General features: G+C 70.6%; 21 protein-coding genes. 4 read left to right on the top strand and 17 right to left on the bottom strand.

Annotated features, from left to right (window positions below; all coding sequences use genetic code 11):
• Positions 1–169: 169 nt before the first annotated feature.
• From ACX9I7_RS09880 to ACX9I7_RS09845, 8 genes are all read right to left on the bottom strand, one after another.
• Positions 170–376: a hypothetical protein gene (locus ACX9I7_RS09880; protein ID WP_387577179.1), complete on the bottom strand. Its 207-nt coding sequence runs from the start codon at positions 374–376 to the stop codon at positions 170–172.
• Between the two features lie 96 nt (positions 377–472).
• A complete protein-coding gene (locus ACX9I7_RS09875) occupies positions 473–727 on the bottom strand; it encodes a hypothetical protein (protein WP_229820460.1) in 255 nt (84 codons plus the stop codon).
• Between the two features lie 38 nt (positions 728–765).
• Entirely contained in the window at positions 766–1,728 is a 963-nt protein-coding gene (locus tag ACX9I7_RS09870) for a helix-turn-helix transcriptional regulator (RefSeq protein WP_189453774.1), read from the bottom strand.
• A 21-nt stretch (positions 1,729–1,749) separates the two neighbouring features.
• Positions 1,750–2,739: a helix-turn-helix transcriptional regulator gene (locus tag ACX9I7_RS09865; RefSeq protein ID WP_358622245.1), complete on the bottom strand. Its 990-nt coding sequence runs from the start codon at positions 2,737–2,739 to the stop codon at positions 1,750–1,752.
• A 116-nt stretch (positions 2,740–2,855) separates the two neighbouring features.
• Positions 2,856–3,230, bottom strand: coding sequence for an FKBP-type peptidyl-prolyl cis-trans isomerase (locus ACX9I7_RS09860; RefSeq protein ID WP_387577176.1), 375 nt, complete (start codon positions 3,228–3,230; stop codon positions 2,856–2,858).
• A 63-nt stretch (positions 3,231–3,293) separates the two neighbouring features.
• A complete protein-coding gene (locus ACX9I7_RS09855) occupies positions 3,294–4,274 on the bottom strand; it encodes an FKBP-type peptidyl-prolyl cis-trans isomerase (RefSeq protein ID WP_387577174.1) in 981 nt (326 codons plus the stop codon).
• A 147-nt stretch (positions 4,275–4,421) separates the two neighbouring features.
• A complete protein-coding gene (gene pafA / locus ACX9I7_RS09850; RefSeq protein ID WP_126913428.1) occupies positions 4,422–5,783 on the bottom strand; it encodes a Pup--protein ligase in 1,362 nt (453 codons plus the stop codon).
• A 9-nt stretch (positions 5,784–5,792) separates the two neighbouring features.
• The gene (locus ACX9I7_RS09845) at positions 5,793–7,061 is read right to left on the bottom strand and encodes an MFS transporter (RefSeq protein ID WP_358622237.1); all 1,269 of its coding nucleotides are present in this window, start codon (positions 7,059–7,061) and stop codon (positions 5,793–5,795) included.
• A gap of 255 nt (positions 7,062–7,316) precedes the next feature.
• On the opposite strand from ACX9I7_RS09845, the gene ACX9I7_RS09840 reads away from it, so the two are divergent.
• Entirely contained in the window at positions 7,317–8,321 is a 1,005-nt protein-coding gene (locus ACX9I7_RS09840) for a LacI family DNA-binding transcriptional regulator (protein WP_387577240.1), read from the top strand.
• Between the two features lie 83 nt (positions 8,322–8,404).
• Here ACX9I7_RS09840 and prcA read toward each other — a convergent pair whose 3' ends face one another.
• The 5 genes from prcA to arc form a co-directional block, all read right to left on the bottom strand.
• Positions 8,405–9,154, bottom strand: a complete 750-nt coding sequence (gene prcA / locus ACX9I7_RS09835) for a proteasome subunit alpha (protein WP_459387093.1) — start codon at positions 9,152–9,154, stop codon at positions 8,405–8,407.
• A gap of 62 nt (positions 9,155–9,216) precedes the next feature.
• Positions 9,217–10,059, bottom strand: a complete 843-nt coding sequence (gene prcB, locus ACX9I7_RS09830) for a proteasome subunit beta (protein ID WP_126913431.1) — start codon at positions 10,057–10,059, stop codon at positions 9,217–9,219.
• A gap of 102 nt (positions 10,060–10,161) precedes the next feature.
• Positions 10,162–10,380: a ubiquitin-like protein Pup gene (locus tag ACX9I7_RS09825; protein WP_126913432.1), complete on the bottom strand. Its 219-nt coding sequence runs from the start codon at positions 10,378–10,380 to the stop codon at positions 10,162–10,164.
• A gap of 161 nt (positions 10,381–10,541) precedes the next feature.
• Positions 10,542–12,053, bottom strand: a complete 1,512-nt coding sequence (dop, locus tag ACX9I7_RS09820) for a depupylase/deamidase Dop (RefSeq protein WP_387577169.1) — start codon at positions 12,051–12,053, stop codon at positions 10,542–10,544.
• A 324-nt stretch (positions 12,054–12,377) separates the two neighbouring features.
• Positions 12,378–14,144, bottom strand: a complete 1,767-nt coding sequence (arc, locus tag ACX9I7_RS09815) for a proteasome ATPase (protein WP_189453761.1) — start codon at positions 14,142–14,144, stop codon at positions 12,378–12,380.
• 242 nt (positions 14,145–14,386) lie between these two features.
• On the opposite strand from arc, the gene ACX9I7_RS09810 reads away from it, so the two are divergent.
• Positions 14,387–14,674, top strand: coding sequence for a ferredoxin (locus ACX9I7_RS09810; protein ID WP_387577166.1), 288 nt, complete (start codon positions 14,387–14,389; stop codon positions 14,672–14,674).
• A gap of 24 nt (positions 14,675–14,698) precedes the next feature.
• On the opposite strand, the gene ACX9I7_RS09805 is transcribed toward ACX9I7_RS09810, so the two are convergent.
• From ACX9I7_RS09805 to ACX9I7_RS09795, 3 genes are all read right to left on the bottom strand, one after another.
• Entirely contained in the window at positions 14,699–15,298 is a 600-nt protein-coding gene (locus tag ACX9I7_RS09805) for a hypothetical protein (RefSeq protein ID WP_387577164.1), read from the bottom strand.
• 196 nt (positions 15,299–15,494) lie between these two features.
• Positions 15,495–16,382: a tRNA (adenine-N1)-methyltransferase gene (locus tag ACX9I7_RS09800; RefSeq protein ID WP_189453755.1), complete on the bottom strand. Its 888-nt coding sequence runs from the start codon at positions 16,380–16,382 to the stop codon at positions 15,495–15,497.
• Positions 16,383–16,446: 64 nt separating this feature from the next.
• A complete protein-coding gene (locus ACX9I7_RS09795; RefSeq protein ID WP_387577162.1) occupies positions 16,447–17,676 on the bottom strand; it encodes a site-2 protease family protein in 1,230 nt (409 codons plus the stop codon).
• A 125-nt stretch (positions 17,677–17,801) separates the two neighbouring features.
• On the opposite strand from ACX9I7_RS09795, the gene ACX9I7_RS09790 reads away from it, so the two are divergent.
• Both ACX9I7_RS09790 and ACX9I7_RS09785 read left to right on the top strand, forming a co-directional pair.
• A complete protein-coding gene (locus ACX9I7_RS09790; protein WP_459387092.1) occupies positions 17,802–18,740 on the top strand; it encodes a RecB family exonuclease in 939 nt (312 codons plus the stop codon).
• Between the two features lie 15 nt (positions 18,741–18,755).
• Positions 18,756–19,427 (top strand): response regulator, encoded by a 672-nt coding sequence (locus ACX9I7_RS09785; protein ID WP_126913439.1) that lies wholly within the window; start codon positions 18,756–18,758, stop codon positions 19,425–19,427.
• Positions 19,428–19,506: 79 nt separating this feature from the next.
• Here the strand turns inward: ACX9I7_RS09785 and ACX9I7_RS09780 are convergent, their stop codons facing one another.
• Positions 19,507–21,099, bottom strand: a complete 1,593-nt coding sequence (locus ACX9I7_RS09780; protein WP_387577157.1) for an ABC transporter substrate-binding protein — start codon at positions 21,097–21,099, stop codon at positions 19,507–19,509.

The following is a 21,099-nucleotide window of genomic DNA, read 5'->3' as shown; positions in this document are numbered from 1 at the left end:
ACCGATCGGACATATGTCCATCAGCCGTACGGCAGCGATCGTAACGCGCACGGGTAAACGCTCGGCAATCCCCGGGCATACGTCCGGTCCCTCGCGGCCCTCCGCCTCGTCCGCAGGGCCGCCCGGACCAGACTACCGCCCGCCCCGTTACCGGGAGGAGGGCCGCGTCTCAGTCGTTCCGCAGCGTCCGCGCGCTCTGCGCGGCGAGCGGCGCGGCGGCCCGTTCCAGGTCCTCGGCCGCCCGGGTGACGCGCCGCGACGCCTCCGCCACCTGCCGGGCCAGCCTCCTGGTCTCCACGAACACCCGCGCGGCGAGGACCGTGAGCACGGAGAGACCGCAGAATCCGAGGGCGATGGCGAGCATGGGCCAGAACATGGGGCGAAGCCTAACGAGGGAAGTACGAAAGAACGGGAAATGGCCGAAAAGGACTGCTTGACGCCCCAGGCGATGACGCCTTGCGCGGGTGACGCCCTAAGCGGTGATGTGGAGCCGCAGGGTGCGGACCCCGCCACCGGTGAGCAGCTCCACGATCCGCTCCCCCGCCGGCTTGCGGACCGCGGAGCCGCAGTCGGGGCAGGTGAAGGAGTAGAACGTGGTGCGGTCGCTGGCGCCGATCGCCAGCCGCAGCGCCCCGGCGGCCAGCTCGAAGCTGGCCCGGCAGTCGGGGCACGCGGCCTTGAAGACGGCGGCGACCGCGACCCCCGCCCCGGTCACCGCCCCGGCCACTCCCGGTCGTGGTTCTCCTGCCACCGTCGGCCCCTCCCTCACTCTCCGTACGCCGCGAGCGTCTCGCGGGCTGCCTCCCGGGCGCTGTCGGCCAGCGCCTCGGGCGAGACGATCCGCCCGTCCCGGCCCAGCCGCAGGGCCAGCCTCCGCAGCGAGGCGGGGTCGGGGGTGCGCAGGGTGATCCGCAGGCCGCCCTCGGGCAGCTCCTCGGCGCTGTCGTGGGGGTAGTACTCGGCGACCCAGCGGCCGCCCGGGCCCACCTCGACGACGACCTCGGGGTCCTCGGCGGCGGGCTGGACCAGCCCCTCGGACAGGTCCCGCAGCTCCACCGGCGGCGGGTCGGATGCCTCGTCCAGCAGCCGGATCTCGGCCACCCGGTCGAGCCGGAAGGTGCGCCGGGCCTCGGAGAGCCGGCACCACGCCTCCATATAGGTGTGGCCCACGGCGAACAGCCGGATGGGGTCGACCTCGCGCTCGGTCAGCTCGTCGCGCGCGGGCGAGTAGTAGCGCAGCCAGACCCGGCGGCGCTCGGAGATGGCCCGGTCGATCTCGGCGAAGACCCCGCCCTCGGATTCGAAGGTCACGGAGAGCCGGGAGCTGGCGCCCGCGGCCTCGCCGGCGGCGCCCTCGATCTTCGCGGTGGCGCGGACCAGCGCCTGCCGGTCGCTCTCGCGCAGCCCCGGCAGGGTCGCCACGGCGCGCGCGGCGACCAGCAGGGCGGTGGCCTCGTCGGCGGCCAGCCGCAGCGGCTCGCCGGCGGACGTGCCCGAGGCGTCGGGGTTGTGCCACCAGATGCGGTCGCCGTCGGTGTCGATGTCCAGCAGGTCACCGCCCCGGAAGCTGGTGCCGCACATGGGCAGCACGTCCAGGTCGCCGATCAGCTCGTCCTCGGTGATACCGAAGGCGCGGGCCACATCGGCGACCCGGGCGCCCGGGCGCTCCCGCAGGTAGGTGACCAGCGACAGCATCCGCCGGGTCTGGTCAATGGCGTTTCCGGCCATCAGAAGTCGGTCCCGTTCCTCTCAGCCCTTGGCCACGGCACGCAGCCGCTCGATCACATCGGCCCGCAGCTCGGCGGGTTCCAGTACCAGGACGTCGGCGCCGAACTCCACCAGCCAGGCGTCCAGGCCGTGACCGTAGGGGATCTCCAGCTCGTCCCAGCCGTCGCCCAGGTCACGGGAGGCCACCGCCCGGGAGCGCAGCGGATAGCCGTGGCCGGCGCGCACCTTGATCCGGGCCGTACCGGTGGCCGTCTCGCCCGCCCAGCTCTCCACCGTCGTACGCACCGTGACGTGGTCGGGCACGGGCGCGGTGAACGCCAGCGCCCGGGAGCGGACCTTCCCGGTGATCCGGGAGAGCCGGAAGACCCGCTCGGCGTCCCGCTCGCGGTCCCAGCCCGCCAGGTACCAGTGGCCACGCCAGCACTCCAGCGCCCAGGGCTCGACCTTGCGCTGCTCGGGGTGGGCGGCGTTGGCCTTGCGGTAGTCGAAGACGACGACGCGGCGGTCGCGGGCCGCGAGCATCAGCGGCTCGAAGGCCGCCTCGTGCACGGGGATCCGCGTCTCCAGGGCGCTCTGCCCCTCGTACGGGTCCTCCGCCAGCGGCATCCCGGCGGCGCGCAGCTTCTGCAGGGCGCCGCTGGCGGCACCGGCGAGCCGGGCCTGCTGCCAGACCTTGGCCGCCAGCCCCAGGGCAGCGGCCTCCTCGACGTCGAGGGTGATCGGAGGGAGACGGTTGCTGTCGCGGCGGGCGAGATAGCCGGTCTCGCCGTCGACGCCCTCGACGGTCTCGATGATCAGGCCGAGCTCGCGGAGGTCTTCCTTGTCCCGCTCGAACATCCGGTTGAAGGCGTCGTCCTTCGGGGATTCGCCGCCATCGGAGGCACCGCTCGAAGCCGAAGCCTCGATGTACGCCTCGATCGAACCCCGCAACTCCCCCTTGGTCAGCGGCCGACGTGTGCCCAGCAGGCACAGCGCCAGACTCATCAGCCGCTCGGCCTTGGCAATCGCCATCGACGCCCTCTCTACTTGTGCTCTCAACCGTTGACCGTACCGCTCAGGGGTCGAACGACAAAAGCCGAGGGCCCGTGCCAGGCGGCACGGGCCCTCGGCCTTCGTTCGCTTGAGTCTCAGACGCCCATCAGGTCGCAAACGAAGATCAGCGTCTCGCCCGGGGCGATCACACCGCCACCGGCGCCACGCTCGCCGTAGGCGAGGTGCGCCGGGATGGTCAGCCGGCGACGGCCGCCGACCTTCATGCCCTGGATGCCCTTGTCCCAGCCCTGGATGACCTGGCCGGCACCGAGCTTGAACTCCAGCGCGCTGCCGCGGTTCCAGCTGGCGTCGAACTCCTCGCCCGTGGAGAAGGCCACGCCCACGTAGTGGACCTTCACGAAGTCGCCGGCCTTGGCCTCGGCGCCGTCGCCCTCCCAGATGTCGACGATCTCCAGGTCGGCCGGCGGCTGACCCTCGGGGAAGTCGATCTCGGGCTTCTCGATGTTCACGAAAGTTCTCCTACGAAAGATGCTGTGGACAACCGTGCAATTCTGGCAGACCCCCGGCCGGGGTCAGACCTTGCCCACGATGTCGACGACGAAGACCAGGGTGTTCTTGTCCAGGCCGCTCTGCGCCTGGCCCTCGTAGCCCAGCTTCGGCGGGATCACCAGCTCGACCCTGTCCCCCACGTGCTTGCCGACCAGGCCCTTGTCCCAGCCCTGGACGACCGAGCCGGTACCGATCTGGAAGGCCGTGGCACCCGCGTGGTCCCAGGAGGAGTCGAACTTCTTGCCGTCCTCCCACTTCACACCCGTGTACTGGGCGATCAGGCCGTCCCCGGCCTTGATCTCCGGACCGGTGCCCTTGATCAGCACCTGCTCCTTGAGATCGGTGGGCGCCTTGGTGTCCTTGGGAATGGTGATCTCGGCGGCCTTCTGGGAGACGTACTTGACCTCCGGCATGCCCTCCTCGGGCTTGGCCTGATCGCCCTTGGCCTCACTCTTGGCGTCGACCTTCTGGGCACCGACCACGTCGATCACCCACACCAGGCCGTCCTCCGGCTTGACGCCCGCCTGCGGGTTCAGCTGGTCGCCGATGAGCGCCTTGGCGGTGCCCTCGACCTCCACCCGCGAACCGGCCTTCTGACCGATCACCGCGTCGAGGACCTTCGCGGGCATCTCCTGGCTGGGCTGGCCCAGCTGCTGCACCAGCTGCCGGCGCGGGGCGCCCGGCGTGGCACCCTCCTGCGGCGTCCAGGTGCCGCCGAGCGGCTTGTTGTCCTTCATCGTCTGCCCGGCGAAGTCCAGACGGACGAACGAACCCTTCTCCGCCTTGTCACCCGAGCCCTCGGTCAGGGTCTTGACGACCAGCTTGTCCGCCGGCTTGGCGTCCTTCGGCACGGAGATCTCGGGCTTCTCCCCGAACTTCCCCTTCACCGTCACCTTGGCGTCGGAAGACTTGCCGTCCTCGGACCCGCACGCCGCGGCGGTCAGCAGCAGGACGGGCACGGCCAACGCCGCGGCGAGGCGACGCGCGTTCTTCGTGTGGTTCATGAAGTCCAACTCGGGCTGTAGGGGTCGCTGGGCAGTGTGCGCCACTCTACGGCCTGTCTCCCGCCGATCAACCCCGTCCGACACGGATGTGCGCCGGGCCCGGCGGACCCGGCGCACATCCGTGCCCCTCACACCCCCGAATCGCGCTCACATTCCCGCGATCAGCTTCTCCACCCGGTCGTCCACCGACCTGAAGGGGTCCTTGCACAACACCGTTCGCTGCGCCTGGTCGTTGAGCTTCAGATGGACCCAGTCGACGGTGAAATCCCGGCGCTGTTCCTGGGCGCGACGGATGAAATCACCGCGCAGCCGGGCCCGGGTCGTCTGCGGGGGCACCGACTTCCCCTCGAAAATCTTGATGTCATTGCACACCCGGGCCGCCTGACCGCGCTTCTCCAACAGGTAGTACAGCCCCCGGCGGCGGTGGATGTCGTGATAGGCCAGATCTATCTGCGCGATCCTCGGGTGGGACATGGTGATGTTGTTCTTGGCCCGGTACCGCTCGATGAGCTGGTACTTCATCACCCAGTCGATCTCGGTGGAGATCAGGTCCAGATTCTCGTCCCGGATGGCCTCAAGCGAACGGCCCCACAGCTCCAGGACCCGCTCGACCGTGCCCGTCCGGATGCCGCGGCGCTCGCAGAAGTCCACGGCCTTCTCGTAGTACTCCTGCTGGACCTCCAGGGCGGAGGCCTCCCGGCCGCTGGCCAGGCGCACCTTGCGTCTGCCGGTGATGTCGTGGCTGACCTCGCGGATGGCCCGGATGGGATTCTCCAGGGTGAGGTCGCGCATGACCGTACCGGCCTCGATCATGCGCAGGACGAGGTCGGTGGCACCGACCTTCAGCAGCATGGTCGTCTCGGACATGTTGGAGTCGCCGACGATGACGTGGAGCCTGCGGTAGCGCTCGGCGTCGGCGTGCGGCTCGTCCCGCGTGTTGATGATCGGGCGCGAGCGCGTGGTGGCGGAGCTGACGCCCTCCCAGATGTGCTCGGCCCGCTGGCTGACGCAGTACACCGCGCCACGCGGGGTCTGGAGCACCTTTCCCGCGCCGCAGATCAGCTGCCGCGTCACGAGGAAGGGAATGAGGATGTCCGCGAGACGCGAGAACTCCCCGTGCCGCGCGACGAGATAGTTCTCGTGGCAGCCGTAGGAGTTCCCGGCGGAGTCGGTGTTGTTCTTGAAGAGATAGACGTCGCCCGCGATCCCCTCCTCGTGCAGGCGGCGCTCGGCGTCGACCAGCAGACCCTCGAGGATGCGCTCGCCCGCCTTGTCGTGGGTGACCAGCTCGGTCACGCTGTCGCACTCCGGAGTGGCGTACTCCGGGTGCGATCCCACATCCAGGTAGAGACGGGCGCCATTGCGCAGGAAGACATTGCTGCTGCGGCCCCAGGAAACGACACGGCGGAAGAGGTACCGCGCCACTTCGTCAGGGGACAGCCGGCGCTGTCCTCTGAAGGTGCACGTGACGCCGTACTCGTTCTCCAGCCCGAAAATGCGGCGGTCCATGCCTGAACATTACGCCTGATGCCCTGCGCTGAAACCGGGTTCGACCGCACCGTTCCGATCATTTTCCGACCGGGCCACGACGGTGGACGCCTTCTCGGGGGCCCGCAGGGACGCCCGGAAGGCGACGATCACCAGCAGGGCCGCGACCCCGCTGCCCACCGCGACGAGGAAACCCGCACCGGCGCCGCCGGACTGGACCGCCGGCCCCACGAAGGCCGTACCGATCGCCGCGCCGACGCCGAAGGACGTCACCAGCCAGGAGAACGCCTCGGTCACCGTGCCCCGCGGCGCGTGCCGGTCCACGACCACGAAGGCGGTGGCCAGACAGGGCGCGAGGAACAGGCCCGCCACCCCGGCGAGAACCGTCATCGCCACCGCACCCGGCACCAGCAGCAGCGGCACGTAGAACAGCGCCAGGCCGCCGACGAGCACCCGCAGGCGCTGCTCCGGAGTGCCGGGCCACTGCCGGGCGCCATGGATGGAACCACCGATCAGAGCGCCGACGCCCAGGGCCGACAGCAGCCAGCCGGCCACGTTGCCGCCACCGTGCGCGTCTCCATAGGAGACCGCGGCGACGGCTATGGAGCCGAGCGCGGAACCTATGCAGAAGAAGGTGCCCAGCAGCACCAGCAGCCCCCGGGAGCGGAGCGCCCCCAGCCAGTGGGCCTCACGGGGCTCGCTGCGCCACGTGCGGGAGGGCGGCGAGGTCACGACCGCGAGGGCGCCGATGACGCCCATCAGGTGGAGGGCGTTCAGCGCGGCGGCCTCGGACCAGATGGCGACGATCCGGGTGACGATCAGCGGGCCGACCACGTAGATCAGCTCCTGCGCTATCGCGTCCAGGGAGTACGCGGCGTGGAGGTCGTCCTCGTTCTTCAGGACCGACGGCCACAGGGCCCTCAGCCCGCCCTCGAGCGGGGGCGCGAAGAAGCCGGCCACGATCATGGCCGCGTAGGACAGGGGCACCGGGTCCAGGCCGACGACCGTGAAGGCCGCCATGCCCAGCGCGGTCATCAGGGCCGCGGGCAGGATGACACGGGGCTGGCCGTAGAGGTCGACGGCCCGGCCGAGCAGCGGCTGACCGACCGCGTTGGCCACGCCGTAGACCGCGGAGAGCGCGCCGGCGAGGGTGTAGCTGCCGCCCTCGGCGCGGACGAAGAGGACGATCGCCAGCGCGGCCGTGGCGTTGGGCAGCCGGCCCACCAGGGTGCCGGTCAGCAGTCGCGCCGCGTGCCGTGTCTTGAGCATGTCGACGTAACCGCCGCCCGCCGCCGCCATTGTCCGCCTCTCGTCCTTGACCGATCGTTTTTGACCGAGCGATCCCGGTTTTACGTATAACTAGAAGAGTCATACGTACCATGATCGGAGCTCGCGGGTCCAACCCGCGTGGTGACAGCGGCAGCGGAGAGGGGCGCGGCAGCGGTGACGGAGGTCCAGAGCGGGGAACGCGAGGAGCGCGGGGGCGGCGGGGGCGAACGGTGGCCGACCGTCCGGGGACGGCACGCGGCGGCCGCCCGGGCCACCAGCCGGGACGTGGCCCGGGCGGCGGGGGTCTCGCAGGCGACGGTCTCGCTGGTCATGGGCGAGAAATGGCGTGGAAGGGTCTCCGAGCGGACCGCCGGGGCGGTGCGCGCCGCCGCCCGCGAGCTGGGCTACCGGCCCAACCTCACCGCGCGCAGTCTGCGGCTCGGCCGCGCGCGGACGGCGCTGCTGGTCGTCCCGGCCCTCACCAACGAATTCTTCGCCCGCGTCTACACCGGCGCGGCCCGCGCCGCCGCCGAGCACGACATGGGCGTGGTCCTCTACCCCTCCCCGGAGGGCACCGGGCCCGCCCGCGACCCCTTCGCCTCCGCGCGCGCGACGCTGGACGGCGTGATCGCCTCCTCGATCGCGGCCGAGGCCCTGGCCGACCTCCGCGAGGGCGGCCTCCCGCTGGTGATGCTCGACAGCGAACCCGACCGGACCGACGCCCCGGCCACCGTCAACCTCGACATCGCCGACGGCATGCGGCAGGTGACGGAGCATCTCCTGGCCCTCGGCCACCGGCGCTTCGCGCACATCGCGGCCGACATCGACTCCTGGACCTTCCGCGTCCGGGCCCGGGCCCTCGCCGAGGCCCTCCGGGGCACGGCCGGGACGGTGCTGCGGACCGAGCCCGCCGCCCTCGACGTGGCCTCCGGCCGCCTGGCCGCCGCACGCGCCCTGACCGCACCGGGCGGGCCGGACGCCCGGCCGACCGCCCTGATCTGCGACGGCGACGTCCTCGCGGCGGGCGCCTGCAAGGCGGCGCGACGACTGGGGCTCCGCGTGCCGGACGACGTCTCGGTGACCGGCTTCGACGACCTGCCGCTCGCGAGCGCCCTGGAGCCGGAGCTCACGACGGTGCGGCTGCCGGCGGAGGCGGTGGGGGAAGCGGGCATGCGGGCGCTCGTGGCCGTCCTGGACGGCGGGGCACCGGCGTCGGCGGCGCTGCCGGTGGAGCTGGTGCCGCGCGCGTCGTCCGGCGTGGCCCCTCCCCCGACCCGCCCCTTCCCGTAATCGGGGCTCCTCCCCTGCCCCCGGTCCTCAAACGCCGGACGGGCTGCCACGCAGCCCGTCCGGCGTTCGAGGACAACCGGGGTCTACTCCTCCTCCGAGCCCTCCGAGCCCTCCGAGGACTCGGCCGAGCCCGACCCCTCGTCCAGCAGCCTCTGGAGCTGCCGCCCCAGCAACCGCTTGAACTTCCGCTGCTGCGGCCGCTTCCGGTCCAGCACCGCGACCTCGAGCTGCTCGGCCGTCAGCGTCCGCTCGCTCCCGTTCGTGTCGCGCGCGAGCGACTCGACGGCGAGCTTGAGCGCCTCGGACAGCGTCATCCCGTCCCGGTGCCGCTGGTCGAGATAGCTGCTGATCTGGTCCGCGTTGCCGCCGACCGCCACCGAGCCGTGCTCGTCGACGATCGAGCCGTCGTGCGGCAGCCGGTAGATCTGGTCGTCCTCGGGGGCGGCCCCCACCTCGGCGACGATCAGCTCCACCTCGTAGGGCTTCTCGCCCGCGCTCGAGAAGATCGTGCCCAGTGTCTGCGCGTAGACGTTCGCCAGGCCGCGAGCGGTGACGTCGTCACGGTCGTATGTGTAACCACGCAGGTCGGCGTAGCGGACGCCGCCGATGCGCAGGTTCTCGAACTCGTTGTACTTGCCGACCGCCGCGAACGCGATCCGGTCGTAGATCTCGCTGACCTTGTGCAGCGCGCGGGACGGGTTCTCGGCGACGAAGACAACGCCATCGTTGTACTGGAGGACCACGACGCTGCGGCCGCGCGCGATGCCCTTGCGGGCGTACTCGGCGCGGTCGGCCATGGCCTGCTGGGGTGAGACATAGAACGGCGTCGACACCGCTATCCGTCCCTTTCTGTGGGTGACGAGGACATCAAGAGCTCAGAGGATCGCTCGGAGCGTCACAGCAGAGCGGCGCGCGGGCCGTCCGGCTCCTCGAGCCGGCGCTCGTGGATGGCCCGGACGATCTCCGAGCTCTCCGCCTCGGTGAGCCTCCGGAAGCCCTCGTCGGTGATGACGATGACGATCGGGTAGATACGGCGCGCGAGGTCGGGACCGCCGGTCGCCGAGTCGTCGTCGGCGGCGTCGTAGAGCGCCTGGACGACGAGCGTGGCCGCCTGCCCCTCCGTGAGGTCGTCACGGAACAGCTTCTTCAGCGCACCGCGCGCGAACAGCGAGCCGGAGCCCGTGGCCGCGTAGCCGTGCTCCTCGGAGCGCCCGCCGGTGACGTCGTAGGAGAAGATGCGGCCCTTCTGCCGGTCCACGTCCCAGCCGGCGAAGAGCGGCACCACGGCCAGGCCCTGCATGGCCATGCCGAGGTTGCTGCGGATCATCGTCGACAGGCGGTTCGCCTTGCCCTCCAGGGAGAGCGAGACGCCTTCGACCTTCTCGAAGTGCTCCAGCTCCAGCTGGAACAGCTTGACCATCTCCACCGCCAGCCCGGCCGTGCCGGCGATGCCCACGGCCGAGTACTCGTCGGCCGGGAAGACCTTCTCGATGTCCCGCTGCGCGATGACATTGCCCATCGTGGCCCGCCGGTCACCGGCCAGCACCACTCCCCCGGGGAACGACGCGGCGACGATCGTCGTGCCGTGCGGCGCCTCGATGACGCCCTGCGTCGGCAGCTGCCGGTTGCGCGGCAGCATCTCGGGCTGGTGCTGCGCCAGGAAGTCCATGAAGGACGACGAGCCCGGCGTCAGGAAGGGAGCCGGCAGACGCCCTGTGCCAGAAAAGTTGGCTTCCACACGAATCCTTCGAAGAGATCTTGAAATACTGCACGGACCATACCCCCGGGCCTTCCAGCCCTCCGTCCCGTGCCCCGGCGGGCACGGGACGGATCACCGGCCCTACTGCCCGCCCTTTTGCACGAACGAACGTACGAAGTCCTCGGCGTTCTCTTCGAGCACATCATCGATTTCGTCCAGCACGGAGTCCACGTCGTCCGACAGCTTCTCCTGGCGCTCCTTGAGGTCCTCGGAGACCTGCGCGTCCTGCGCCTGCTCCTCGACCTCCTCCGTCGCACGCGTGGCCTTCTGCTGTCCGCCGCCGGTGTCCTTGGTCGCCATACCCCTCACCCCGCTCGGTTTCGACGTACACGTACACGAGACGTTCAAGATCCGACCCTACAAGCAGGGTCGGGGATCGGCCCTGCACTTGCTACAACGTCCCGGAGCCACCGGGATGATTCCCGTTTCACCCGGCCCTTAAGACCCCGCAGGGGCCCCGCTCAGCCGCCCGACAGCACCCGGACCAGGTCCTCGGCCGTGCGACAGCGGTCCAGGAGCTCCTTGACGTGGTTGCGGGTGCCCCGCAGCGGCTCCAGGGTGGGGACGCGCTGGAGGGAGTCGCGGCCCGGCAGGTCGAAGATCACGGAGTCCCAGGAGGCGGCGGCGACGTCGTCCGCGTACTGCTCCAGGCAGCGGCCCCGGAAGTAGGCCCGGGTGTCCTCGGGCGGGGCGGTACGGGCGCGGGCGACGTCGGCCTCGTCCAGGAGCCTGCGCACCTTGCCGCGGGCCACGAGACGGTTGTAGAGGCCCTTGTCGGCGCGGACGTCCGCGTACTGGAGGTCCACGAGCTGCAGCCGGGCCGCGGACCAGTCGAGGCCGTCGCGGCGGCGGTAGCCCTCCAGCAGCTCCAGCTTGGCCACCCAGTCCAGCTCCCCGGCCAGGCTCATCGGGTCCCGCTCCAGCCGGCCGAGGACGTCCTCCCAGCGGGAGAGGACGTCCTTGGTCTGCTCGTCGGCGTCCACGCCGAAGCGGTCCTCGACGTATTTGCGGGCCAGCTCGAAGTACTCCATCTGGAGCTGCACCGCTGTGAGGGTGCGGCCGCTGCGGAGCGTGACGAGCCGGCGCAGCGAGGGGTCGTGGCTGATCCGGTGGAGGGTGCGGACGGGCTGGTCCACGGCGAGGTCGGCGGCGATGAAGCCGTCCTCGATCATGGAGAGCACCAGGGCGGTGGTGCCGAGCTTGAGGTAGGTGGAGATCTCGGAGAGATTGGCGTCGCCGATGATCACATGGAGCCGGCGGTACTTCTCGGCGTCGGCGTGGGGCTCGTCGCGGGTATTGATGATGGGCCGTTTGAGGGTGGTCTCCAGGCCGACCTCGACCTCGAAATAGTCCGCGCGCTGGCTGATCTGGAAGCCGTGCTCGTGGCCGTCCTGGCCGATGCCGACGCGGCCGGCGCCGGTGACGACCTGGCGGGAGACGAAGAACGGGGTCAGGTGGCGGACGATGTCCGAGAAGGGGGTCTCCCGCTTCATCAGGTAGTTCTCATGGGTGCCGTAGGAGGCGCCCTTGTTGTCGGTGTTGTTCTTGTAGAGGTGGATGGGCTGGGCGCCGGGCAGCTGGGCGGCGCGTTCGGCCGCCTCCGCCATGATGCGCTCGCCCGCCTTGTCCCACAGGACGGCGTCCCGGGGGTTGGTGATCTCCGGTGAGCTGTATTCCGGGTGGGCGTGGTCGACGTAGAGCCGAGCGCCATTGGTGAGGATGACATTGGCCAGGCCGATGTCCTCGTCCGTGAGCTGGCTGGCGTCCGCGGCCTCGCGGGCGAGGTCGAAGCCACGGGCGTCCCTCAGCGGGTTCTCCTCCTCGAAGTCCCAGCGGGCACGGCGTGCCCGGTGCATCGCGGCCGCGTAGGCGTTGACGATCTGGGACGAGGTGAGCATGGCATTGGCGTTCGGGTGACCGGGGACGGAGATCCCGTACTCCGTCTCGATGCCCATTACTCGCCGTACGGTCATGCGGCCCTCCTTGCCCGGCGGCGCCCCCGGGTGGGGTCGGCGCTCAAGTACCGCTGCGCTTCCGGTCCGTGTACGGTCCCCGATCCCCCACTGCGCTTCGCGGTGGTACCACCGAAGAGCCTAGAACGGCTTTGCGGCGCTGGGGAGATCATTACAGTCATTGCTGGGGTTGGTGCCCCGCGCGGACGGCGGCATGTCCGCGTCCCACGAGTGGTGCAACGCATGGTGCAAAACGCGTCCGGCTGCGGACGCCCTGCTCCTTCCCCGCCCTCGAGGGGGCGGGGAAGGCACAGCAACAGGGACATCCGCAGCCGGACGGCGGTGTTACAGATACTGGCCGGTATTGGCCACGGTGTCGATGGAGCGGCCGGTGTCCGCGCCCTGCTTTCCGGTGACGAGGGTGCGGATGAAGACGATCCGCTCGCCCTTCTTTCCGGAGATCCGGGCCCAGTCGTCCGGGTTGGTGGTGTTGGGCAGGTCCTCGTTCTCCTTGAACTCGTCGACGCAGGCGGCGAGCAGGTGGGAGACGCGCAGGCCCTTCTGGTTGTGGTCCAGGAAGGCCTTGATGGCCATCTTCTTGGCCCGGTCCACGATGTTCTGGATCATCGCTCCGGAGTTGAAGTCCTTGAAGTAGAGGACTTCCTTGTCACCGTTGGCGTAGGTGACCTCCAGGAAGCGGTTCTCCTCGGATTCGGCGTACATCTGCTCGACGACCGACTGGATCATGCCCTCGACGGTGACCCTGGCGTCCCCGCCGTGCTCGGCGAGGTCGTCGGCGTGCAGCGGGAGGGTCTCGGTCAGGTACTTCGAGAAGATGTCCTTGGCGGCCTCCGCGTCCGGGCGCTCGATCTTGATCTTCACATCGAGGCGGCCGGGGCGCAGGATCGCGGGGTCGATCATGTCCTCGCGGTTGGAGGCGCCGATGACGATGACGTTCTCCAGGCCCTCGACGCCGTCGATCTCGGAGAGCAGCTGGGGGACGATGGTGTTCTCGACGTCCGAGCTGACGCCGGAGCCGCGGGTGCGGAAGAGGGAGTCCATCTCGTCGAAGAAGACGATCACGGGGGTGCCCTCGCCGGCCTTCTCCCGGGCGCGCTGGAAGATCAGCCGGATGTGCCGCTCGGTCTCGCCGACGTACTTGTTGAGCAGCTCGGGGCCCTTGATGTTGAGGAAGAAGCTCTTCCCGGCGGGCTTTCCGGTGACCTCGGCGACCTTCTTGGCAAGGGAGTTGGCGACGGCCTTGGCGATGAGGGTCTTGCCGCAGCCGGGAGGGCCGTAGAGCAGGACGCCCTTGGGCGGGCGCAGTTCGTGCTCCTTGAAGAGGTCGGGGTAGAGGTAGGGGAGCTCGACGGCGTCGCGGATCAGCTCGATCTGGTTGCCCAGGCCGCCGATCTTCGTGTAGTCGATGTCCGGGACCTCTTCGAGGACGAGTTCCTCGACCTCGCTCTTGGGGATGACCTCGTAGACGTAGCCAGAGCGGGTCTCCAGCAGGAGGGCGTCGCCGGGGCGGATGGTGGTGTCCAGCAGGGGCTCGGCGAGCCGCACCACCCGCTCCTCGTCGGTGTGCCCGATGACCAGGGCGCGTTCGCCGTCCTCGAGGATCTCCTTGAGGGTGACGATGTCGCCGTGGCGCTCGAAGGCCATGGCTTCGACGATGTTGAGCGCCTCGTTGAGCATGACCTCCTGGCCGGGCCGGAGGTCCTCGACGTCGACGCTCGGGGACGCGTTCACCCGGAGTTTGCGGCCTCCGGTGAAGATGTCGGCCGTGCCGTCCTCGTTGGCCGCGAGGAAGACGCCGAAGCCGGCGGGGGGCTGGGCCAGGCGGTCGACCTCCTCCTTGAGGGCCACGATCTGGTCGCGGGCCTCACGGAGGGTGTTCGCGAGCCGTTCGTTCTGCGCGGAGACGCCGGCCAGGTTCGTCTGGAGCTCGACGATCCGCTCCTCGAGAATCCTCGTGTGACGCGGAGAGTCGGCGAGCTTGCGTCGCAGGACGGCGATCTCCTGCTCGAGATAGGCAACCTGGCCCGCGGGGTCGTCAGACCCTCGTCCCGGCCGGATGCCGCGGTTCATGTCGTCGTCGTGGGCTGCCACGGTCCTCACCTCCTCCAAGGGGAGCTGGACGCTTCCTGACCCTACCTGGGCCGGTGCAGGTTGAAACCCCTAGATCACAAACCCGGTCGGAGTGTGTCCGATCTTCACCCTTGCGCACGTCCTCACGTGAGGGGGATACCCACCCATCAACATCGGAAAGCGGGCGGTTGTATCGTCGACTCGGTCAACACCCGTCAGGGCTGGCTCCAATTGATTCACGAACGCAGGAAACGGCAGGCGAGATGACCGCGCAGGAAGAAGAGCTCGAAGTCTGGATCGACCAGGACCTCTGCACCGGCGACGGCATCTGCGCCCAGTACGCCCCCGAGGTCTTCGAGCTCGACATCGACGGTCTCGCCTATGTGAAGAGCGCCGACGACGAGCTTCTCCAGGACAAGGGTGCCACCACCCCCGTGCCGCTGACGCTGCTGAACGACGTCCGGGACTCGGCGAACGAGTGCCCCGGCGACTGCATCCACGTGCGCCGCGTCTCCGACAAGGTCGAGGTCTTCGGCCCGGACGCCGAATAACGCATCGTCACCTCATGTGACGGTTCAGGCACTCTCCGCAACAGGCTGTGCCGTCAGGACGAACTGGCCGTCCCTCCAGTGCCACTTGACCGCCCTGCGCAGGTCCGGGCAGCAGCGGGGCACGCCGCTGCCGGAATAGCCGAGGAGAGTGGCCGAAACCGTCCGGCCGGTCGCGTCCAGGCCGGTGATGCTCATCCCCTCCTTGGGGTCCACCAGGGTCGCCACGACCCGGGGCGCCGCGCCCGGGGCGGCCGGGGCCGCGAGGACGTACACGCCGCTGGGCCGGGTGCCCCCGCCGGAGCCGCAGCGCACCTCGACGGCCGTCTCGGGCCGCCCGTCCCCGTCCAGGTCGGCGGTGGCGCGCCGGACCACCTCGGGGCGGGTGGGGCCGCAGTCGACGGGATAGCGCGCGGCGCCCGGGTCCGGGGCGGCGGCCGGCGGGCCCGCCGGGGCCTTCGCGGGCGCGGTGGCGCCGGCCGTGGCGTCACCGGGGCCGGTCAGGGCGGCGCCCAGGATCACCGCGGCCAGCGCGGCGGCGGTGGCCAGCCAGTGCGCCGGGCGGGACCGGGTGTGCGGGAGGGGGGCGGAGGCGTCGGAACGGTCGGGACCTGCCGGGGGCTGCACGCGCTGACTCCTGCGAGGACTGCGGGGACCGGGATCGTCCGCATCGTGCCACACGGCCGTTAAGCCGGTGAACGGCGGGCGGGGCCCTGAGCGTCACCCAACGCACGTGCGCCGCCGCCGAGTTCCGCGGGGAGCGGAGCACGGCGGCGGCGCACTGGTGGTTCGTACGGGCGGGTCAGCCCTTGTTCCGGGCGGGTCAGCCCTTGTTGGGGCCCTCGTAGTCCTCGCCGTAGGCGCCCTTGGCGGGGCGGCGGCGGCGCATCGGGGGCTCCACGCCGTCGGCGAGGCGGCGGGCGGTGACGAGGAAGCCGGTGTGGCCGATCATCCGGTGGTCGGGGCGGACCGCGAGGCCCTCCACGTGCCAGTTGCGGATCATCGACTCCCAGGGCTGGGGCTCGGCGAAGCAGCCGATCTCGCGGATGGACTCCACGGTCCGCGCCAGCTGGGTGGTGGTCGCCACGTAGCAGCAGAGGATGCCGCCGGGGACGAGCGCCTTGGAGACGGCCTCCAGGCACTCCCAGGGGGCGAGCATGTCGAGGATCACGCGGTCGACGTCCGTGTCGGACAGGTTGTCCTGGAGGTCGCCGACGGTCAGTTGCCAGGCGGGGTGCGGGCCGCCGAAGTAGCGCTCGACGTTCGCCTTCGCGATCTCCGCGAAGTCCTCACGGCGCTCGTAGGAGTGCAGCATGCCCTGGTCGCCGATGGCGCGCAGCAGGAAGGCGCTGAGCGAGCCGGAGCCCACTCCCGCCTCGACGACGCGCGCGCCGGCGAAGATGTCGGCGAAGGCCAGGATCTGCCCCGCGTCCTTGGGGTAGACCACGGCGGCACCGCGGGGCATGGACAGGACGTAGTCGGGGAGCAGGGGACGCAGCGCGAGGTACGCGACGTTCCCCGTGGTGCGGACAACACTGCCCTCGGGAGCGCCGATCAGCTCGTCGTGGGGGAAGGAACCCTTGTGGGTGTGGAAATTCTTCCCGGCTTCGAGCGTGAACGTGTAGTGGCGACCCTTGGGGTCGGTGAGCTGGACCTGGTCCCCGACCTGGAAGGGCCCGCGACGGCGGGCGGCACCGGTCGGTTCGGACATGTGACCAGCGTACCGGGCCCGGAAGGGGCCCGGCACCACGGTCCGGGGTCCGCCCCGGCGGCGGTCAGCCCGTCGGGCGGGCCATGGCCGCGACGAAGGCGCGCTCGACGTCGGCGGCCGAGAGCACGCCGTAGACCTCGCCGGTCTCCTCGGTCACCAGGTACTCGGACGCCGGTGTGGCGCGCAGCACTTCCAGGAGCTCCTCGCCGGAGAGGTCGGCGGAGACCCGCATGCCGTCGGTGAGGTCCTGGGCGAGCGAGCCGGTGGCGACCCAGGGGCGGCGGTGTTCGGGGACGCCGCCGATGGCGGCCTCGCGGACGAGCGCCCTGGGGGTGCCCTGCCCGTCGACGACGACGAGGGCACGGGCTCCCGCCTCGTTGGCGCGGCGCAGGGCCTCGGAGAGCGGGGTGGCGGCCTCGACGGGCACGGCGCGCCGGGTGAGGGCGCGGGCGCGCAGCTCGGGGAGGTGTTCGCGCAGGCGGGCCATGCGCAGGCTGTTGCCGGCGCCGGTCCAGATGATCGCGGCGAGGATGGCGGCGAGCAGGGCGTCGGTGAGGGTGTCGACGCCGCCGAGGTCCTCGGTGTCGCCGCCGTGGGTGAGCAGGGGCAGGCCGACGAGGACGGCGACGGCGAGGGCGCGGCCGACCCAGGCGGCGGCGACGGTGCCCGTCATGGGCTTGCCGCTGATCTTCCAGACGACGGCGCGGAGCATCCGGCCGCCGTCGAGGGGCAGGCCGGGGAGGAGGTTGAAGGCCGCGACCAGGAGGTTGGAGATCATCAGCCCGGCGAGCAGGACGCCGGGGACGGTGCCGGGTTCGACGGCGAGCATGGCGAGGTAGAAGACGCCGGCGAGGATCAGGGAGAGCAGGGGGCCGACGAAGGCGAGGACGAATTCCCGGCCGGGGGTCTCGCTCTCCTTCTCGATCTCGGAGACGCCGCCGAAGAACTGGAGCTGGATGCGGCGCACGGGGAGCTTGAAGCGCAGGGCGGCGACCGTGTGGGCCAGCTCGTGGACGAGCACGGAGGCGTAGAAGGCGACGGCGAAGAAGAGGGCGACGAGGTAGCGGACGCCGCCGAGCTCGGGGAGGACCCGGTCGAGCTGGCCGCCGAAGACCCAGGTGATCAGGCCGGCGACGAGGAACCAGCTGGGGGCGACGTAGACGGGCACCCCGAAGGGCCGGCCCATGAGGATCCCGCCGCCCGTCTCCGGCGGTCGGCGCGGCCCGCGGTCCTCGGGCCCGGCCTGGTGGCCGGCGCCCCCCGCGCCGGATCGGCCCTGCCCGCTGTCGTCCACGGTGTCCCCTCGTCCTGTCCGGCCCTGGTCCGGGGCCGGTGTGTTCTCCCGATCATGCAGGGTGACGGGCCCTACCGTCGATGGTATGCGGCCGACTGTCGGTTACGGGCCGTAGGGTCTGTGTCATGGATACCGCCTCCGAGAACTCCGCCGGGCGGGCCGGCGCCGCCCGGCCGGCCTCGCTGTCGCCGTCCCGTGCGGCCGATTTCATGCAGTGCCCGCTGCTCTACCGCTTCCGGGTGATCGACCGGCTGCCGGAGAAGCCCAGCGCCGCGGCCACGCGGGGCACGGTGGTGCACGCGGTGCTGGAGCGGCTCTTCGACGCCCCGGCGGCCGAGCGCACGGTTCCCCGGGCCCGGGGGCTGGTGCCGGGCGAGTGGGAGCGGTTGCTGGCGGCGAAGCCGGAGCTGGCGGAGCTGTTCGTCCGGGAGGACGGCTCGCACGACGAGGAACGGCTGGGCACGTGGCTGGCGGACGCGGAGCGGCTGGTCGAGTGCTGGTTCACGCTGGAGGACCCGACGCGGCTGGAGCCGGCCGAGCGCGAGCTGTTCGTGGAGACGGTGCTGACGGACGCGGGCCCGTCGGGCCTGACGCTGCGCGGCATCGTGGACCGGGTGGACGTGACGCCGGCCGGTGATGTGCGGATCGTGGACTACAAGACGGGCAAGGCCCCGGCGCCGCGGTTCCGGGAGACGCCGCTGTTCCAGATGATGTTCTACGCGCTGGTGATCTGGCGGCTGCGCGGGCGGATCCCGCGCCGGCTCCAGCTGGTCTACCTGGGCAGCGGGGACGTGCTGACGTACGACCCGGTCGAGGCGGAGCTGCTGGCGGTGGAGCGGAAGCTGCGCGCTCTGTGGGAGGCGATCTCGCTGGCCACGGAGACGGGCGACTGGCGGCCGCGGCCCACCAAGCTGTGCGGCTGGTGCGACCACCAGGCGGTGTGCCCGGAGTTCGGTGGCACTCCCCCGCCGTACCCGCTGCCGGTCGTCCCGGCCCCGCGCGCGGCGGGCGACGGTCCGGCTGCCTCCGGGGAGGGCTCGCAGGGCAGAATGGACGAGGTCTAACGAAGGAGAGTTCCTGTGGCGATCCGCGTCCTATTGGTCGACGACCAGCCGCTGCTGCGCACCGGCTTCCGCATGATCCTGGAGGCCGAGCAGGACCTGGCGGTCGTCGGGGAGGCCGGGGACGGTCTGCAGGCGCTCGAGCAGGTGCGGGCGCTGCAGCCCGATGTGGTGCTGATGGACATCCGGATGCCCCGCATGGACGGGGTGGAGGCCACCCGGCAGATCACCGGCCCGGAGCGGAACGGCCCGGCGAAGGTGCTGGTGCTGACCACGTTCGATCTGGACGAGTACGTGGTGGAGGCGCTGCGCGCGGGGGCGAGCGGCTTCCTGCTGAAGGACGCGCCGGCCCATGAGCTGGTCCAGGCGATCCGGGTGGTGGCGGGTGGCGAGGCCATGCTGGCCCCGAGCATCACGCGCCGGCTGCTGGACAAGTACGCGGGGCACCTGCCGTCGGGTGAGGAGCCGCTGCCGGACACCCTCCACACGCTGACGGACCGTGAGGTCGAGGTGCTGAAGCTGGTGGCCCGGGGGCTGTCCAACGCGGAGATCGCCGCGGATCTGTTCGTCAGCGAGACGACGGTCAAGACGCATGTGGGTCATGTGCTGACGAAGCTGGGCCTGCGTGACCGGGTGCAGGCCGCGGTCTACGCGTACGAGAGCGGTCTGGTGCGTCCCGGCGCCCAGTAAGCCTCACGCCAGAACGAAGAGCGCCCCGGCGCACGATCCGATCGTGCGCCGGGGCGCTTCCCTTCGACGTGAGGACGGGTCAGCCCTTGCCGCCCTTGCTGATCTCCCAGAAACGGAAGACGGTCGAGGCGTCGAGGGTCCACTGGAGACCCGAGATCCGCTCGTTGGCGACGGCGTACTGCTTGCCCTGCCACAGCGGGATGACGGGCACGTCCTGGGCCACGGCGTTCTGGAGCTTGGCGAAGTCGCTGACGGTCGCCGCGCGGCTGCCCTGGGCGGCGGTGGCGGGGAGGATGCCCGCGATGTCCTTCGACTGGTAGTTGTTGGCGAGGACGTTGTCGTCGCCGAAGAACGGCGCGGTGAAGTTGTCGGGGTCCGGGTAGTCGGGGACCCAGCCCTTGACGTAGACGCCGTACTTGCCGGCCGCGATGTCCTTCTCGTACTGATCGATCGGCACGCTCTGGACGTCGGCCTCGAACAGGCCGCTGGCGTTCAGCTGGTCGGCGATCGCCTTGAACTCGGCCACGGTGCCCGGGCCGTAACGGACCGGGGTGGCCCACAGGGTGAGCTTCACCTTGCCGCTGACGTTCGCGGAGGCGAGGGCCGCCTTGGCCTTCTCGGGCTGCGGGCGGTCGCCGTAGACGTCGAAGAACGGCGTCTTGTGGGCGGTGATGCCGCTGGGCACGACCGAGTACAGCGGCTCGGCGGTGCGCTTGTAGACGTCGCGGACGAGGGTGCTGCGGTCGATGAGGTAGGCGATGGCCTTGCGCACGCCGACCTTGCCGACCACCGGGTCCTTGGTGTTGAAGACCAGGTGCTGGACCTCGGCGCTGTTGCCCTCGACGACCTTGACCGCGCCCTTCTCGTTGGACGTGGCCTCGAGGTCGGCGATGTCCTTGATGGCGAGACCACGGTAGGCGAGGTCGACGTCGCCCTTCTGGACGGCGGACTTCAGGGCGTCCTGGTCGCCGTGGAAGAGCTTGAGGGTCATGCCGCTGTTCTGGACGACGGCGGGGCCCTTGTAGGAGCCGTTGACCTTGAAGACGGCCTTGGACTTGTCGTAGGAGTCCAGCTTGTAGACGCCGGAGCCCATGGCCTTGCCGTCGGTGCGGAGCTTGTCCGCCGGGTACTCCTTGTGGTCGACGATCGACCCGGCGCCGGAGGCTATCTTCAGCGGGAAGGTGGCGTCCGGGCGCTTGAGCTGGAAGACGACGGTGGACTTGTCCGGCGTCTTGATGCTCCCGATGGTGGAGAGCATCGTGGACGCCGGACCGTCCTTGTCGTTGATCTTCAGGGTGCGGCGGAAGGAGAAGGCGACGTCCTCGGAGGTGAGGTCGTCACCGTTGCTGAACTTCAGGCCGTCCTGGAGCTCGCACTGGTAGACGGTGCTGTTCTCGTCCTTGAACTTGCAGCTCTTGGCGGCGTCCGGCACGGGCGTGGTGCCGCCCTTGGGGAAGCTCATCAGCGACTGGAAGACGTTGTTGAAGAGCAGCCAGGAACCGGGGTCGTAACCGGAGGCCGGGTCGGTGGCTTGCACCTCGTCCGACATCCCCATGACCACCGACTCACCGGTGCCGGCCGCCGTGCCGTCGTCCGAACCGCACCCGCTCAGCAGGGCGGCGGCAAGCCCCGCGCCAAGCGGGGCGGCGAGCCACTGGTCACGTTTCCTCAC

This window comes from Streptomyces sp. L500 (genome assembly GCF_054551825.1).
The sequence above is the reverse complement of the archived record's forward strand: the minus strand, read 5'-3'. Positions and strand labels throughout refer to the sequence as shown.